Source organism: Sphingosinicella xenopeptidilytica (assembly GCF_042676985.1).
GTDB classification, from domain to species: domain Bacteria; phylum Pseudomonadota; class Alphaproteobacteria; order Sphingomonadales; family Sphingomonadaceae; genus Sphingosinicella; species Sphingosinicella xenopeptidilytica.
The window spans coordinates 17,896-33,004 of record NZ_JBHTIK010000015.1 but is presented as its reverse complement, the minus strand read 5'-3'; the positions used below and the strand labels follow the sequence as shown (position 1 = coordinate 33,004).

General features: G+C 65.9%; 15 protein-coding genes. 5 read left to right on the top strand and 10 right to left on the bottom strand.

The annotated features are described in order from the left end of the window. Positions 1-89 precede the first annotated feature (89 nt). The 3 genes from ACFQ00_RS16895 to ACFQ00_RS16885 all read left to right on the top strand — a co-directional run bounded on the left by ACFQ00_RS16895 (position 90) and on the right by ACFQ00_RS16885 (position 2,827). Positions 90-359, top strand: coding sequence for a PepSY domain-containing protein (locus ACFQ00_RS16895; RefSeq protein WP_381493556.1), 270 nt, complete (start codon positions 90-92; stop codon positions 357-359). A 25-nt stretch (positions 360-384) separates the two neighbouring features. Next, positions 385-1,518, top strand: coding sequence for an acyltransferase family protein (locus ACFQ00_RS16890; RefSeq protein ID WP_381493553.1), 1,134 nt, complete (start codon positions 385-387; stop codon positions 1,516-1,518). 103 nt (positions 1,519-1,621) lie between these two features. Further along, entirely contained in the window at positions 1,622-2,827 is a 1,206-nt protein-coding gene (locus ACFQ00_RS16885) for a cation:proton antiporter domain-containing protein (protein WP_381493550.1), read from the top strand. Here ACFQ00_RS16885 and ACFQ00_RS16880 read toward each other — a convergent pair whose 3' ends face one another. The 6 genes from ACFQ00_RS16880 to ACFQ00_RS16855 form a co-directional block, all read right to left on the bottom strand. Then, positions 2,828-4,132, bottom strand: a complete 1,305-nt coding sequence (locus tag ACFQ00_RS16880; RefSeq protein ID WP_381493547.1) for a serine hydrolase domain-containing protein — start codon at positions 4,130-4,132, stop codon at positions 2,828-2,830. Between the two features lie 77 nt (positions 4,133-4,209). After that, the gene (locus ACFQ00_RS16875) at positions 4,210-4,662 is read right to left on the bottom strand and encodes a DUF3617 domain-containing protein (RefSeq protein ID WP_381493544.1); all 453 of its coding nucleotides are present in this window, start codon (positions 4,660-4,662) and stop codon (positions 4,210-4,212) included. An 88-nt stretch (positions 4,663-4,750) separates the two neighbouring features. Continuing rightward, positions 4,751-6,073, bottom strand: coding sequence for an amidohydrolase (locus ACFQ00_RS16870; protein WP_381493541.1), 1,323 nt, complete (start codon positions 6,071-6,073; stop codon positions 4,751-4,753). Further along, positions 6,070-6,462, bottom strand: a complete 393-nt coding sequence (locus ACFQ00_RS16865) for a VOC family protein (protein ID WP_381493538.1) — start codon at positions 6,460-6,462, stop codon at positions 6,070-6,072. Before ACFQ00_RS16865 ends, ACFQ00_RS16870 begins: the two co-directional genes overlap by 4 nt. Positions 6,463-6,547: 85 nt before the next feature. Next, positions 6,548-6,997 (bottom strand): DUF3617 domain-containing protein, encoded by a 450-nt coding sequence (locus ACFQ00_RS16860; RefSeq protein ID WP_381493535.1) that lies wholly within the window; start codon positions 6,995-6,997, stop codon positions 6,548-6,550. 26 nt (positions 6,998-7,023) lie between these two features. Next, entirely contained in the window at positions 7,024-7,497 is a 474-nt protein-coding gene (locus tag ACFQ00_RS16855; protein WP_381493532.1) for a DUF3617 domain-containing protein, read from the bottom strand. A gap of 103 nt (positions 7,498-7,600) precedes the next feature. On the opposite strand from ACFQ00_RS16855, the gene uvrB reads away from it, so the two are divergent. Continuing rightward, positions 7,601-9,790: an excinuclease ABC subunit UvrB gene (gene uvrB / locus ACFQ00_RS16850; RefSeq protein ID WP_381493529.1), complete on the top strand. Its 2,190-nt coding sequence runs from the start codon at positions 7,601-7,603 to the stop codon at positions 9,788-9,790. A gap of 41 nt (positions 9,791-9,831) precedes the next feature. On the opposite strand, the gene ACFQ00_RS16845 is transcribed toward uvrB, so the two are convergent. Together ACFQ00_RS16845 and ACFQ00_RS16840 are read right to left on the bottom strand one after the other, a co-directional pair. Then, positions 9,832-10,164 (bottom strand): ArsR/SmtB family transcription factor, encoded by a 333-nt coding sequence (locus tag ACFQ00_RS16845; RefSeq protein ID WP_381493526.1) that lies wholly within the window; start codon positions 10,162-10,164, stop codon positions 9,832-9,834. Continuing rightward, on the bottom strand, positions 10,148-10,591 hold the full coding sequence (locus ACFQ00_RS16840) for an SRPBCC family protein (protein WP_381493522.1): 444 nt from the start codon (positions 10,589-10,591) through the stop codon (positions 10,148-10,150). Before ACFQ00_RS16840 ends, ACFQ00_RS16845 begins: the two co-directional genes overlap by 17 nt. A gap of 130 nt (positions 10,592-10,721) precedes the next feature. On the opposite strand from ACFQ00_RS16840, the gene ACFQ00_RS16835 reads away from it, so the two are divergent. Further along, complete coding sequence (locus tag ACFQ00_RS16835) at positions 10,722-11,795, top strand: DUF2855 family protein (protein WP_381493519.1); 1,074 nt, start codon at positions 10,722-10,724, stop codon at positions 11,793-11,795. Positions 11,796-11,805: 10 nt separating this feature from the next. Here ACFQ00_RS16835 and ACFQ00_RS16830 read toward each other — a convergent pair whose 3' ends face one another. Both ACFQ00_RS16830 and ACFQ00_RS16825 read right to left on the bottom strand, forming a co-directional pair. Further along, a complete protein-coding gene (locus ACFQ00_RS16830; protein ID WP_381493516.1) occupies positions 11,806-12,345 on the bottom strand; it encodes a SixA phosphatase family protein in 540 nt (179 codons plus the stop codon). Further along, on the bottom strand, positions 12,342-15,095 hold the full coding sequence (locus tag ACFQ00_RS16825) for an ATP-dependent DNA helicase (protein ID WP_381493513.1): 2,754 nt from the start codon (positions 15,093-15,095) through the stop codon (positions 12,342-12,344). Before ACFQ00_RS16825 ends, ACFQ00_RS16830 begins: the two co-directional genes overlap by 4 nt. Positions 15,096-15,109 lie beyond the last annotated feature (14 nt).

Below are 15,109 nucleotides of genomic sequence, written 5' to 3'. Positions count from 1 at the left end.
GCCGCGCGCACGCCGAACCGCGCCTTGCCAAGGAACCGACGAAACGCAGCAACCGTTTCGGCTGGGTGAGGAAGACAAGGAGATCAGGCATGTATCGGCAAATCGCCACGGGAATCGGCGCGGCAGCGCTCATCGGCCTATCCGCACCCGCATTTGCGGATCGCCAGGCCACCGCGACGGAAATCGAGAAGATCGTGCCCGTGCTGAAAGCCGCGGGCTATGTGAGCTGGGAAGAGATCGAACTCGACGACGACGGCCCCCTCTTCGAGGTGGACGACGCGCGCAAGGCGGACGGCTCGAAATGGGACGTGAAGCTGAGCGCGAGCGACTTCCAGATCGTGCGCGAGAAGAAGGACTGATGCGGGCCCGCCGGGAAGCGCGCGCTTGAACAGCGTATCCGTTCATCAGAAGGTGCCCGGCGAACCGCTCTCCCCGCGCCTTTCCGACACGATCGCCGTCACACGTGTGCTGTGTGTGCTCGGCATCGTCTATGTCCATGCGTGGACGGGCCTCGGCGGCGCCGAACTCACAGCAGCAGCAGGGACCGGCCAAGGCCTGTTCCGCCTCGTGCTGATGGAGGTGTTCGGCCGCAGCGCCGTGCCGCTGCTCGGCATGATCTCGGGCTATCTCGTCGCGGGCGCGGCGATAAGGTCGTGGCGCACGTTCCTTGAGCGCAAGGCGCGCACGATTCTGCTGCCCATGGCGCTGTGGAACGCGCTCGCCATCCTGCTCGTCTCGGGCACGGCATGGCTCGGTTTCCTGCGGGCACCGATTCCCGAAAGCCTCTGGTGGCTGATCGACGAGTTGCTCTCGATCCTCACCCCCAATCACATCAACGTGCAGACGCCATTCCTGCGCGACCTCTTCGTCTGCATGGCGATGGCACCGTTGCTGCTCCGGCTGCGCGGGCCGTGGCTGACGGGCGCGATCCTGCTCGTTGCGGCGTGGAGCGTCTCGGGCTGGTTCTTTCCGCTGATGCTGAGACCGCAGATTTTGCTGTTCTTCCTGCTCGGCATCGCCGCACGCCGCCACGACCTTGGCGCGCGCATCGCCGGGGTGCCCTTCACCGCGGCGCTCGCGCCGTTCACCGCCATCGCCGTCATCAAGCTGATCGTCAGCGTGCCCGTGCCGGGCGGAACGGTGATGTCGCCGGCGCTGATGCCGCTGCTCGATCTCGGCCTTCGCCTTGCCGCGGCGCTCGCCTTCGCGCGCATCGCGTGGGGCGTCGCAGCGCGGCCCGCGATGTTCCGCTGGCTGGAGCCCTACGCCTTCTTCCTGTTCTGCTCGCACATGATCCTGATCTGGCTTTCGACGCCACTGTTCGAGGCATTGACCGGCCCGCTCGGATCGCCCGCCTATCCGCTCCTCCTCCTCATACACCCGCTGCTGGCGCTCGGCTTTGCGCTTGGCCTTGGCCAGATGCTGATGCTGTTTGCGCCCCGCACGGGTGAGATTCTGAGCGGTGGGCGACTGAAGGCGGAAAGCGAAAGCGCAGCCGCAATTCGTTCCGCATCTTGAAGATACCGCAACGATAAACAATTTTCACACTGTACAGGTGACGGCGCGACCCTCGCCTGTATAAGATCATACGAAATCAAATCCTAATCGAAATGCGAGGCGCGTGCACCACGACAACCTGATCCTCATCCTCGTCGGCGGCTTCGTGCTCGCCTTTCTGTTCGGAATGCTGGCGAACCGGCTGAAACTCTCGCCGATCGTCGGATATCTTGTTGCCGGTGTGGTCGTTGGACCCTTCACGCCGGGCTGGGTGGCCGACCAATCGCTCGCGCCCCAACTCGCCGAAATCGGCGTGATCCTGCTGATGTTCGGCGTCGGGCTGCACTTTTCCCCGAAGGAACTGATGCGCGTTCAATCGATCGCGCTGCCTGGTGCCATCGTGCAGATCGCGGTTGCAACCGCGCTCGGCTGGGGCACGGGCTTGCTGATGGGCATGTCGGGGCCGGAAGCCGCAATCTTCGGTTTCTCGCTCTCCGTCGCATCGACCGTGGTGCTGCTGCGCGCGATCGAAGGCCGGGGCCAGCTGAAAACGAGCATCGGACAGATCGCGGTCGGCTGGCTGCTCGTTGAAGATCTTGTCATCATCATCGCGCTCGTCCTGTTGCCGTTGCTGGCGAACATGGGTGAAATGGGCGGTGGCGCTGCGATTGCACGCGAAATCGCCTGGACCTTCGCCAAGATCGCCGCGTTCCTCGCGCTGATGTTCGTTGTCGGCGTGCGCGCCATGCCGGTGATCCTCGTGTGGATCGCACATACGCGCTCACGCGAACTGTTCACGCTCGGCGTGCTTGCCATCGCGCTCGGCATCGCCTGGCTCGCCTATGCGGTGTTCGGCGCTTCGTTCGCGCTCGGCGCCTTCGTTGCGGGTCTCGTGCTCAACAGCACGCCGCTCGGCCACAACGCCGCGGAACGTTCGCTGCCGCTGCGCGATGCCTTCGCAGTGCTGTTCTTCGTGTCGGTTGGGATGCTGTTCGATCCTTCGACACTGATCCGCGAACCGATCGGTGTCATCGCGACGCTGGCGATTATCCTTATCGGCAAGTCCATTGCTGCCGTGGCGGTAACGAGCCTGTTCAAACGAGAACGGGGCGAAGGCCTTACGATTGCGGCGAGCCTTGCGCAGATCGGCGAGTTCTCGTTCATCCTCGCCGGGCTCGGCGTGACGCTCGAACTCATCTCGCACGATACGAACAACCTGATCCTCGCCGCCGCGCTGCTCTCGATCGCGCTCAACCCGTTCATGTTCAAGCTGGCGGACCGGCTTGGCGGGGGCACGAAGCCGAAGCCGATCGAAGAGCCTGCGGCCTGATCACTTCGTACGCATCAGGTGCTCGGCGAGCGCCTGATAGGCGGGAAGCGACGTTGGATCGAAGTTCGCATTTCCCGCCATCGGGTGCGAGGCGAAGCGGGCAATGACCATTTCAGCCTTCGGGTCGACATAGATCGCCTGTCCGTGAATGCCGCGCGCGGTGTAGGCGCCGTGTGAGTTGTGGCTGACCCACCACTGGTTCCGGTAGCTCCAGCCCGGCAGCGTCGCATAGCCCGCCTTGGCGAAGTCTTCCTTGCGGGCCCCGCGCACGATATCGGCAATCGCCGCTTCCGGCAGGATCTGCTTGCCGCCCATGCGCCCGCCAAGCCGCATCAGCTCGCCGAAGCGCGCGAGATCGAGCAGACGCATGTTGAAGCCGCCGCCCGCGAACGGCGTGCCGACCGGATCGACCTGGAAATAACCGTCCGCCTCCGCGCCCATCGGCGCCCAGATCCGCTCGGAAAGCTGCTCGGTGAAGGGCTTGCCGCCGACGCGCGAGACGATCCAGCCGAGCACATCGGTATTGACGGTGCGATAGGTGAAGCCTTCGCCGTGCGCACCCGCCTTCTTCACCGTGGCGAGATAGGCATAATCGCCATTTGGCCCCGCATAATCGGCCGGGCGCGGCCCCGCCCCGATCGCCGCGACATAGCCCGCGAACGAGGAGTTCGGATCGCCGTACTTTTCGGTGAAGTCGAGACCGGTCGTCATGTCCATCACCTGCCGGACGGTGGCGTCGCCGAAGCCGCTGTCTTTCAGTTCGGGCAGGTAGAACGCCACGGCTTTCGCTGGATCGATCTTGCCTTCCACGACCAGCATGGAGGCGAGCGTGCCGATGAACGACTTGGTGACGGAAAAGGCGATGTGCTCGCCTTCGGGCTTCAGCGCGCCGAAATAGCGCTCGTAGACGACGCGCCCCTTGTGGAGCACGACGATGCCGTCTGTGTAGTTGGCGGCAAGCGATGCGGCCCATGTCATGGGTGCCGTTCCGCCTATCGGCGTGAACGTCACGCCATCGATGTCGCTGCGTTCAGCACGCGGCAACGCGCTCACCGGCCCTGCCCCGCGCGAGACGCCCACGCTCGGCATCAGTTCGCGCCAGTGCGAGAAACTCCAGCGCCACTGCGGAAAGGTGAAGAAGCTGTAGTCGCCGAACGCAATGCGCTTTTCCGGCGGAGGCGGCGAGCCCTGCATCCAGCCGAGCTTTACAGGATCGCTGGCGGCGGCATCGGGAAACGCAGGCTCCGCGCGCGCGGAAACGGAAAAGATCGCCGCAAAAAGGGCGATACCGGTCATGGCTTTCATGGTGTTCCTCCCCAGAACGGGCCGAAGGCTATGAAAGTGCTGACACTTCCACAAGCAGGGAGGTTTGAGAGGTATTGCTAGCAGGCGCCTGTACGCTTGCCGCTGATCTTCGAAGTCATCCGCATGTTCCCGCGCGGGCCTTCCACGACCATGACGTTGGTCGATTCATAGCTGGTGGCGCTGTAGGTGCCGAGCATCGTCATCGTCATCTTGCCCTGCGGCCCCTTGCACTGCATCGCAGCGTTCAGCCTGCCACCGGCCATGTTGAACTTCGTGTACTCGCATTCGCCGTTGTCGCCCTTGAACATCTGGCGCGGGTCTTTCGCCGCCTGTTCGGGCGTGAGGCAATAGCTGTGATTGATCGGGCGTTTCTTCATCATCGCCAGCGCCTCGGGCGGCATCCCTGGCATGTCGACGGAGGTGACAGCGCCGGTCGAGGCCCATTTGCCGGGCGAGAGAGCGTTGCCCGCGAAGGCAGCCAAAGGCACCGCCGCGCTTGCTGCAAGCAGGAGCCTGAACCCGGCGCGCATGAGGAAACCCTTTGTGCGGAAAATGACGCCCGCAATTATAGTGCGGGCGCCATCAAGGTAAAGATAACAGGCTGTTAACCTTGAAATATCATGAGCGCGGTTTCAGCAGTTCGAGCGTCGCCGAAACCATCGCCTCGGTGCCGAGCGTCACCGCGGGTTCCGGCGCGATCTTGAACAGCGGCGAGTGGTGCGAGGGCACCGGCGGGCCGCCCGCCTTCGCCGCATCGAAGGCCGCCTGCGGCGTACCGCCAACCCCGAAGTAGTAGCCGGGCACCTTGAGATCGGGCTGCACGAAGAACGCGAAATCCTCGGCCCCCATGTTTTCCTGTCTGAACGGGATCATCACATCCGGCCCAAGATCGCGCGCCAGGGCCGCATTCATGCGGCGGGCGAGCGCAGTGTCGTTGATCGTCGTGGGCGTGCCCTCGCTGGTCTTCACGTCCGGCAGCCTGTCCTCCGCGACACCGTTCGCCCGCGCGACGTTCTTCGCCACGCGTTCGATCGCGGCGATCAGTTGCGCGCGCGTCGCCTCGTCGTTGGCGCGCACGGTGAGCTGGAGGTCGGCGCGGTCGGAGATGATGTTGTGCTTGTGCCCCGCGTGGAACGCGCCGACGGTGATCACCGCAGGCGACAGCGGGCCAACCTCGCGGCTGACGATCGACTGCAGCGCCACGACGATCGCGGAGGCGATGTAAACGGGGTCCTTGCCCGCGTGCGGCGCGGCACCGTGCGCACCGACGCCATGCACCGTGATGTCGACGCTGTCGGCCGAGGAATATTGCAGGCCTTCCGAAGCGCTGATCTTGCCCGACGGCAGGTTCGCGGCGACATGGAAGGCGACCGCATAGTCCGGCTTCGGGAAGCGCGTGTAGAGCCCGTCGGCGAGCATCGCCTTCGCGCCGCCCACGCGCTCCTCGGCAGGCTGCACGACGAACAGGACCGTGCCCTTCCACTTGTCCTTCATCGCCGCGAGGCGCCGCGCCGTGCCCACCATCGATGTGATATGCGTATCGTGGCCGCAGGCGTGCATCACCGGGTAAACTTGCCCGTCGAGGCCTTTCTGCGTGACCTTCGAGGCGTAGGGGAGCCCCGACTTTTCCTCGACCGGGAGCCCATCCATATCGGCGCGCAGCAGCAGCACCGGGCCTTCACCGTTCTTCATCACGCCGACGACGCCGGTGCCGCCGACCCCGGTCGTGACGGTCGCGCCGGCTTTCTTCAGCTCGACGGCCATGCGCTTCGCCGTCTCGGTTTCGAGATAGGACAGCTCCGGGTTCTGGTGGAAATGCGTGAACAGCGGGCCGAGGTAGGCGTCGTAATCCGCCTTGATCGCCGATTTCAGTGCCGGGTCCGCAGCGGCGGGACCGGCCATGATCGCAGTAGCCGCGGCGGCAAGCAGAAGGCGCTTCATGCGGCGCCTCCGATGCGGAACACGCAGAGCTTGTTGCCGTCGGGATCGCGGAAATAGGCGCCGTAGAACGCCTGCGGCCCCTCCTCTCCGCGAACGCCGGGTTCGCCTTCGTCGGCGCCGCCGAGCGCGCGGGCTTTCGCATAGACCGCGTCCACCTGCGGACGGCTCCCGGCGACGAGCGCGATCATCGTGCCGTTGCCGACGGTCGCGGCGTTGCCGTCGTAGGGCGGCGTCACGGCGAGCATCGGGGCGTCATAGCCCGTGCCGTACATGGTGAAGCCGTTGTCGAACGCCATCAGGCGCTTTGCGCCGAATTCCGCGAGCAGCGGATCGTAGAAGCCCCGCGACTTTTCGATGTCGTTGGTGCCGACGGTTGCGTAGCCGAGCATGAGTCCCTCCCGTTTTCAAAGAATACGTGAGGCAAGGCTAGCAAGGCGCAGAGCGGACCGCCAGCCGGTCCGCCCCCAAAAAGCATCAGCAGGTGCCGCTAACCTTCCCGCTGATATTCGAGCGCACCGTCAGATCGCCGGTCTTGGTCTTGAACACGGACGTGTTCGAACCGGAATAGATCGTGCCGTTGTAGGTGCCGTTGAACGCGATGCTCGCGTCTCCGTAGGGCCCGCCCGTGCACTGCGCCGTCGCGGCCACGCGGCCGACCCGAACCGCGAAGTTCGAATATTTGCACGTGCCGAACGCCGCGCCGATCACGGATTTGATCTCACTGTCTCCCGGCGCTTTCGCAGCGCAGACGGTGTGGCTGATCGGCATAGCCTTCAGCATCTTCTGCGTCTCCGCGTCCGCGCCCGGCCCGGTTACGGAAACGATCGCTCCCGTCGTCGACCACAGTGATTTTCCCGCCGCCTGAGCACCCGCCGGCACCATGGCCGCGACGAGGATTCCAGCGAATTTTACAGTACGCATCATTTCCAAAGACCCCTTGTTACACAAGCTCAGCAGTTGCCGCTGATCTTCCCGCTGATCACCGACTTCACGTAAACATTGCCCTTGTTGCCGGGAAAAACCGCGTTGTTGGTGCCCGAATAGCTCGTCGTGCCGCGCGTTCCGACGAAGTCCGCGTCCATCGGGCCATAGCTGCCGTTGCACTTCATCGTTGCGCGGATGGTGCTCGTCGCGAGGCCGAACTTGGAGAACGTGCACGATCCGAAGGTGTTGCCGATCGCGGCCTGGATGTCGGCGGCCGTGGGGCTGCGCGCCATGCAGGTCGTGTTGGAGAGCTTCTGCTTCTTGATCGTCCTGATTTCGCTGGCCGTCAGACCGCCGCCGGAGACGCTGACGATCGACCCCGTCGTCACCCAGACCGCTTTGGTAGAGACCGGCGCTGTCGTCTTTGTCGTCGTTTTCGGCGCCGCCACCGCAGACGTCGCAATCCATGCAATGCAGACACCTGCAAGCAAACGTTTCATACCTGAGACCCCTTATCGTTCACCAGACGGCCGTTCCCTTCACCGACTCAGGACACACTGCGCCCATCTGGCATTTCGCCCCTACGCCCCCCATAGTTAAGCAATGACAAACATCCGGATTCGCACGTCGCTGACCGACCCGTCGGAGCAGCCTGTGTTCCAGCCCCATCGTCCCGAGCGCCCGGAGAAGTCCGAAGGCGGGCGGCGGTTCGAGCTGGCGAGCGATTATCAGCCCTCCGGCGACCAGCCGCAAGCGATCGAGGAGCTGGTTTCGGGCATAACGGCCGGAGACCGCGACCAGGTGCTGCTCGGCGTCACCGGCTCCGGCAAGACTTTCACGATGGCGAAGATCGTGGAGGCGCTGCAGCGCCCCACGCTCGTCCTCGCGCACAACAAGATCCTCGCCGCGCAGCTTTACGGCGAGTTCAAATCGTTCTTCCCGAACAACGCGGTCGAATATTTCGTCAGCTACTACGACTACTACCAGCCGGAGGCCTACGTGCCCCGATCGGACACGTACATCGAGAAGGAAAGCTCGGTGAACGAAGCGATCGACCGGATGCGCCACTCGGCCACCCGCGCGCTGCTGGAGCGGGACGACGTGCTGATCGTCGCCTCGGTCTCGTGCCTCTACGGTATCGGCTCGGTCGAGACCTATTCGGCGATGACCTTCAAGCTGAACAAGGGCGAGAGCGTCGATAACCGCGAACTCATCCGCAAGCTCGTCGCCCTCCAATACAAGCGCAACGACGCGAACTTCGTGCGCGGCAGCTTCCGCGTGCGCGGCGACAGCCTGGAAATCTTCCCGAGCCACCTTGAAGACATGGCGTGGCGGATCAGCTTCTTCGGCGACGAAATCGAGGAGATCGCCGAGTTCGATCCCTTGACCGGCGAGAAAGGCGCGCGGCTCGATACGGTGAAGGTCTACGCGAACTCCCACCACGTGACGCCCGGCCCGACGCTGAAGCAGGCGACGATCGCCATCAAGGCGGAGCTTGCCGAGCGGCTGAAGGAGTTCGAAGCGGAAGGCAAATTGCTCGAAGCCCAGCGGCTGGAGCAGCGCACCAATTTCGACCTCGAAATGATCGCCGCGACCGGAAGCTGCGCGGGCATCGAGAACTATTCGCGCTTCCTCACCGGCCGCATTCCGGGGGAACCGCCGCCCACGCTCTTCGAATACCTCCCCGAAAACGCGCTGCTGTTCGTGGACGAAAGCCACCAGACGGTGCCGCAGATCGGCGCGATGTCGCGCGGCGACTTCCGGCGCAAGCTGACGCTCGCCGAATACGGCTTCCGCCTGCCCTCGTGTATCGACAACCGCCCGCTGAAGTTCGACGAGTGGGACGCGATGCGCCCGCAATCGACCTTCGTTTCGGCGACGCCCGGCCCGTGGGAGATGGAACGCACGGCCGGCGTTTTCACCGAACAGGTGATCCGCCCGACCGGCCTCGTCGACCCGCCTGTGGAAATCCGCCCCGTGGAAAGCCAGGTCGACGACCTGATCGGCGAAATCCGTGAGACGACCGCGCGGGGCTATCGCACGCTCGTCACCACGCTCACCAAGCGCATGGCCGAGGATTTGACCGAGTTCCTGCACGAGGCCGGCATCAAGGTGCGCTACATGCACTCCGACGTGGAGACGCTGGAGCGCATCGAGCTGATCCGCGACCTGCGCATGGGCGTCTATGACGTGCTCGTCGGCATCAACCTGCTGCGCGAGGGGCTGGATATCCCCGAATGCGGGCTCGTCGCCATCCTCGACGCCGACAAGGAGGGCTTCCTGCGCTCCGAAACCAGCCTCGTGCAGACGATCGGCCGCGCCGCGCGCAACGTCGACGGCCGTGTCATCCTCTACGCCGACACCATCACCGGCTCGATCGAACGCGCGCTCGCGGAAACGGACCGCCGCCGCGCCAGACAGGTCGCCTACAACGAAGCGCACGGCATCACGCCGCAAACCATCCGAAAGAACATCGGCGACATCATCGCGCATGTGACGGACAAGGCCGACCGCATGACGGTCGACATCGACGAGGAGACCCCGCACCTCGTCGGCCACAACCTCAAGGCCTACATCGCCGAACTCGAAGAGAAGATGAAAGCCGCCGCCGCCGACCTCGAATTCGAAACCGCAGCCCGTATTCGGGACGAGATCAGGAAGCTCGAAGCCTCGGAGCTTGGGCTTCCGGCGGATTTGCAGGTGGCGAGACCCAAGGGCCGGGCGATGGAGGGCAAGCCGGGCACGCGGAAGACACGGTTCGGGAAGACACGGCCGCGGAAGATGGGCATTTGATCGGTGGCTGAGTCTTTTCGGATGAAATCAACGGCGTGACCCTACCCCTCCACCAGCAGCTTGAGACGCGCCAGACGCTGGCGCCATGCTGCTTTCAGGCGTTCGAACTCGGCCTCCGTTGAAGCGAGTCCATCGGCGTCGAGGGCCCAGACGTGTTCGCGGCCGCGGATTGTGCCTTGCACCAGCCCGGCGCCTTCCAGCACCTTGAGGTGCTGTGTCACGGCCTGACGCGTGACGCCCGCGCCGCTGCTGAGGTCGCTGATGGAGGCTTCGCCGCGCTCTGCCAGCGTTTCCACGAGGCGGAGGCGCTGTGGATCGCCGAGGGCGGCGAACTGGGCGGCACGATCAGGTATGCGTTCAGCCTGCGCTTTCAAGGTATTTCCTCAGCGATGCTGCCTGTTCGAGCCAGCCGTTGACATTGTCGCGGAACACCGAGGGTCGCCGCGACGCGTTGATCGCGTCGAAGCCGGTTTCGGTGACGGTGAGCATCGTGCCGTCGGCGTGCGGCGCCAGATCGAAGGCGGTCGTTGTCTTCGGTTCCTTCGTGTAATCGAGGCTGTGATCCACCCATCCCGGATGCCAGCGCCATACGAGACGGCGCGGCGGCGTCATCTCGACGACGTCGATCGCGAAGCGCTCACCGAGGCAGGTCATCGAGACCGTGCGCCCCTCCGCGAACGGCGCGTCCAGCTCGCTCGCGAACCATGCGCCGAATTCCGTCGCATCCGTCAGCGCGCGCCATACGCGTTCGGGTGTCGCAGCAAGATAGACGCGCTGTTCGATCCTGTCGGTGTCGGTCATGCCCGCCTCCTTTTCATGCAATCATTTTGTTGCACGTGAGCACTCATCATGCAATCGATTCGTTGCACGAAATCATCAGCTGCCCATGCGCGCTGCGTTTCGATAGAATCGCATGTGGGGAGGACGGATCATGACAGAGACGGTTTTCGGCGAGCGGATGCTCATCACGCGCGGGGCCATCGCCGTGACCACGCGCGACAGCAGACCACTGCCGGAGGTGGGTGACGGCGACGTGCTCTTCGCCATCCACCGCATCGCGCTCACGGCGAACAACGTCACCTATGCGGCGGCGGGTGAGATGCTCGGCTACTGGCGCTTCTTTCCGGGCCCCGAGGGCAAAGGCGTCCTGCCCGTGTGGGGGTTCGGCGAGGTGGTGGAGAGCCGCGCGCCGGAGTTTGCTGTGGGCGACCGCTTCTACGGATACTGGCCGCTCGCGACGCATCTTCTGGTGCAGGCGCCCGTATCGGCCCCCGGCGGCTTTACCGACGCCGCGCCGCACCGGCAGGGCCTTGCCGACATCTACAACCGCTACAGCCGTGTGGAGCCGCGCCTTGCGGGCGAGGAAGCGCTCGATGCGCTGTTCCGGCCACTGTTCATGACCGGGTGGCTGATCGACAGCTTCCTTGAGGGTGCGGGCGATTTCGGGGCCGAACAGGTGATCCTGTCGAGCGCTTCATCGAAAACCGCGATGGCGGCAGCGTTCAACCTTTCGAGGCGCGGCGCGGTGCAGGTGATCGGCCTGACCTCTGCGGCGAACCGCGCTTTCACCGAAAGCCTCGGCTCCTATACCCATGTGCTCACATACGATGAGGTCGACACGCTGGAGCAGAAGCCCTCGGTGTATGTGGATTTCGCGGGCGACCGCGCGCTGACGCAAAGCGTGCACGTGCGCCTCGGCGATGCGCTGAAACACAGCGCCATCGTGGGCATGACGCACTGGAGCCACGGCGGTGACACGCTCCTCCCCGGCCCCACGCCGACATTGTTCTTCGCGCCCGCGGTCGCCGAGGCGACGGTCGCGAAGCTGGGCTCTGCCGGTTTCGCGGACGTGACAGGGCGTGCATGGGCGAAGTTCGTGCCCGCCGTGCGGGACAAGCTTGCGGTCGAAACGCTGCACGGTCTCGATGCCGCCGAAACCGCCTATCGCGATCTTGCCGCCGGCAGGATCGGCGGCGCTTCAGCGATCGTGGTGGAGCTGGACTGAGAACCCGGAATCAGGTGCCGTCCGGACCGAGCGTGGGATCCAGATCGCGCGGGCGGATGAAGCGGACGAGTTCGCCCGTGGCTTCATCGATATCCTCCCAGCGTTCCACGTCGAAACGCATCTCGGCGAGCGTGGCGGTCGGGTACTTGATGTCGACCTCCTTGCGGAGCGTGCCGCTGCCCGCGGGCGTCAGCAGGAAGATCAGGTCTTCGAGACCGGGGTTGTGGCCGACGAGGAGCAGCGTTTCGGCATCGGCATCGGTTTCGTGGACGATGTCGAGCAGCGTCGGCGCGGAGGCCATGTAGACGCGCTTGTCGAAGGTGGCGCCGAGGCGGCGGCCCGCACCGCTCTCCACGCCGTCCAGCGTCTCGATAACGCGCACGGCAGGCGAGGCGACCACGCTGTCGAAGGCGAGGCTCTGTTCGCGGAGGTAGCGCCCGATCGTCTCGGCGGCGCGGCCGCCCCGCGTGTTGAGCGGGCGATCGAAATCGCGCTCGACAGGGTCGTCCCAGCTGGATTTGGCGTGGCGGAGCAGGAAGATCGTCTTCATGTGGCGGCGCTGATGCCCGATGTCGCGCCCGGTGTCATCGGAAGATTTCGTGTCGGTGAAGACATTTCCCGCACGATGCGCACGGCCGCGTCGAGCGGGACGCGCTCCACCTCCACGCCATCCGGGAAGGCCTGGCAGAGGCGGCTCGGCACAGCCGCCCCGAGCAGCACGAAGGTGCCCCTGTCGCTCGCGCGGCGAATGAGCCGCCCGAACGCCTGCGCCATGCGGCCAGAGGCGACGAGGTCGTCGTAGGTCTTGCCGCCGAACGCGGCGCGGCGCGCGGCATGGAGCACGGTGGGGCGCGGCCACGGCACGCCTTCGAGCACGACAAGACGCAGCGAATCGCCGGGCACGTCGACGCCGTCGCGTAGCGCATCGGTGCCGAGAAGCGACGCTCCGGGATCGGCGCGGAACATGTCGACGAGCGTGCCCGCATCGATGGGATCGATGTGCTGCGCGAAGAGCGGCAGGCCTTCGCGGGCAAGGCTTTCCTCGATGCGCGCGTGCACGGCCTTCAACCGCGAAATCGCCGTAAACAGGCCGAGCGCGCCGCCGTGCGATGCGGAGATCAGCGCCTTGTACGCCCCGGCGAGCGCGGGGACATTGCCGCGCTGCACGTCCGTGACGATGAGGACGCGGGCTTGCCGGGCGTAGTCGAAGGGGCTGTCCGCCGAAAAGCGCACGGGCGGCAACGGCAGGTGCGAGGCGCCGGTGCGGGCTTCGCTGTCGCGCCAGTCCGCATCGGGCGCGGCATCGTCGGTGATGCGCGAGCGCAGCGTCGCCGAGGTGATGACGGCGCCGTGCGCCTGTTTGAGCACAGCCTCGGCGAAGGGCTTCGTCGGGTCGAGCCAGTGGCGGCGGATGCCGACGTCGATCTCGCGCCCGTCGATGCGTTCGAGCGCGAGCCAGTCCACGAAATCCGGATCGGCGTGCCCGCCCATGCGCGCGAGGAGTTGCACCCACGCGCCGATCAGCCCGAGCCGCCACGTGAGGCCGGAGAGCGCGCCTTCGACGCGGGCACGGCCGGCGCCATCGAGCCAGTCCGGCGATTCCTCGACGAGCGCTTCAAGGCGCTGCGAGAGCTTCATGAGCGGCACTGCAATGGCTTCCAATGCGCGCGCCGCCACCTCCGCCGCATCGACGAGTGCGGGCTGCAGCGCGACCACCTCTGTTTCGAGGCCGTAGCCGGTCTCCGCCGCATCCGCGCGGGCGTAGACCTGCGCACGCACGGCGGCGAGCAGGCGTTCCAGCGGGCCTTCGGGCGTGCCATCGACGACGCGGCCGAGCCAGCCGTCGGCGGGAAGCGCGGCGGCGGTGTGGACGGCGTCTTCGAGCAGGATCGCACCTTCACCGTCGAAGGCGACGAGATCGCCGAGGCGGGCGGCGAGGCCCCGGCGGCGGCCCTTGCTGCGCTTTTCAGGGCCGATGATCCAGCGACGCAGCTCGATCGCCTCGCCGCCGGTGAGCGCCATCGCGAAGGCGCTGTCGGCGGCGTCGAACAGGTGGTGGCCCTCGTCGAACACGATGCGTTTGAGGCCCCGCCCCTCCGCCTTACCGCGCACGGCGTTGACCATGACGAGCGCGTGGTTGGCGATGACGAGATCGGCGTCCGCCGTGCCGCGAACGGCGTGCTCGATGAAGCAGCGGCGGTAATGGGGACAGCCCGCGTAAACGCATTCGCCGCGCCGGTCGGTAAGGCTGGCGCGCGCATTCCGCCCGAACAGGCCGGAGAGCCAGCCGGGGAGATCGCCGCCCACCATGTCACCGTCGCGGCTGTACATCGCCCAATGTTGCACGAGCTGCGCGAAGATCGCCGCGCGGCCTGCGAAACCGCCCTGCACCGCGTCTTCGAGATTGAGCAGGCACAGGTAATTCTCGCGGCCCTTGCGCACAACGACACGCGCCGCCTTCACGCGCGGATCGGGGTAGAGGCGCGCGGTTTCGTGATCGAGCTGGCGCTGCAGCGCCTTCGTGTAGGTGGAGAGCCAGACGGTGCCGCCGGACTGCTCGGCCCAGAGCGAGGCGGGCGACAGGTAGCCCAAGGTCTTGCCGATGCCGGTGCCTGCCTCGGCGAGCACGACGTTCGGGGCGTCGCGGATTTCGCGCGGGCGGAAGGCGGCGGCGGCGGCGATCGCGTAGGCGCGCTGTCCGGGGCGCTCCTCGGCGCCGCAGCCGGTGAGCTGCGCAAGGCGGCCAGCGGCTTCATCGCCCGTGATGACGACCTCGCGCACGGGGACAGGCGGCGCGCCCTCTTCCCACTTGGGCAGGCTGGTGAAGACGGAACGGTCGTGGCCCTGCGGCTCGCCGAGCGCGGCGAGGACGGCGGGCGCCCACGGCCACTTGAGACGCGAGAGGGCGCGCGCAGTGTTCCATGCGCCGCCTGCGCGGTCCCACTTGCCGCCTTCGATCTGCGCAAGCAGCGCCTGCGTGACGGCGCGGAGCAGCTTCGCCTCCGCCGCGCCCTCGTGCGTCGAATCGAGGCCGAGGACGGCGGCGAGACCGTGCACGGTCGGCACTGCAAAGCGCGCGGGATGCACGAAGGCGAACAGCTCCAGGACATCGAGACCCGAGGCTTCCGGGTAGCCGAGCTTCGAGGCGACGAGCGGCGCGTTTATCAGCAGCGTCGGCGTGTCGGCGAGCAATCGGATCGCCGCCTGCCGGTCCACCTTGCGCGCGCCATCCGCCTCGGCAAGCCAGATGCCGTCGAGCCCGATGTGAAGCGCGGGCCAGGGGATGGGAACTGTCGTCACACCCCGTTTTCGGC

Excerpts from the sequence above, each read along its gene's own strand:
- ACFQ00_RS16830 (WP_381493516.1), bottom strand. The coding sequence starts at position 12,345 with ATGAAGACGATCTTCCTGCTCCGCCACGCCAAATCCAGCTGGGACGAC.
- ACFQ00_RS16835 (WP_381493519.1), top strand. The coding sequence starts at position 10,722 with ATGACAGAGACGGTTTTCGGCGAGCGGATGCTCATCACGCGCGGGGCC.
- uvrB (WP_381493529.1), top strand. The coding sequence starts at position 7,601 with ATGACAAACATCCGGATTCGCACGTCGCTGACCGACCCGTCGGAGCAG.
- ACFQ00_RS16840 (WP_381493522.1), bottom strand. The coding sequence starts at position 10,591 with ATGACCGACACCGACAGGATCGAACAGCGCGTCTATCTTGCTGCGACA.
- ACFQ00_RS16855 (WP_381493532.1), bottom strand. The coding sequence starts at position 7,497 with ATGAAACGTTTGCTTGCAGGTGTCTGCATTGCATGGATTGCGACGTCT.
- ACFQ00_RS16875 (WP_381493544.1), bottom strand. The coding sequence starts at position 4,662 with ATGCGCGCCGGGTTCAGGCTCCTGCTTGCAGCAAGCGCGGCGGTGCCT.
- ACFQ00_RS16895 (WP_381493556.1), top strand. The coding sequence starts at position 90 with ATGTATCGGCAAATCGCCACGGGAATCGGCGCGGCAGCGCTCATCGGC.
- ACFQ00_RS16880 (WP_381493547.1), bottom strand. The coding sequence starts at position 4,132 with ATGAAAGCCATGACCGGTATCGCCCTTTTTGCGGCGATCTTTTCCGTT.
- ACFQ00_RS16870 (WP_381493541.1), bottom strand. The coding sequence starts at position 6,073 with ATGAAGCGCCTTCTGCTTGCCGCCGCGGCTACTGCGATCATGGCCGGT.
- ACFQ00_RS16865 (WP_381493538.1), bottom strand. The coding sequence starts at position 6,462 with ATGCTCGGCTACGCAACCGTCGGCACCAACGACATCGAAAAGTCGCGG.
- ACFQ00_RS16860 (WP_381493535.1), bottom strand. The coding sequence starts at position 6,997 with ATGATGCGTACTGTAAAATTCGCTGGAATCCTCGTCGCGGCCATGGTG.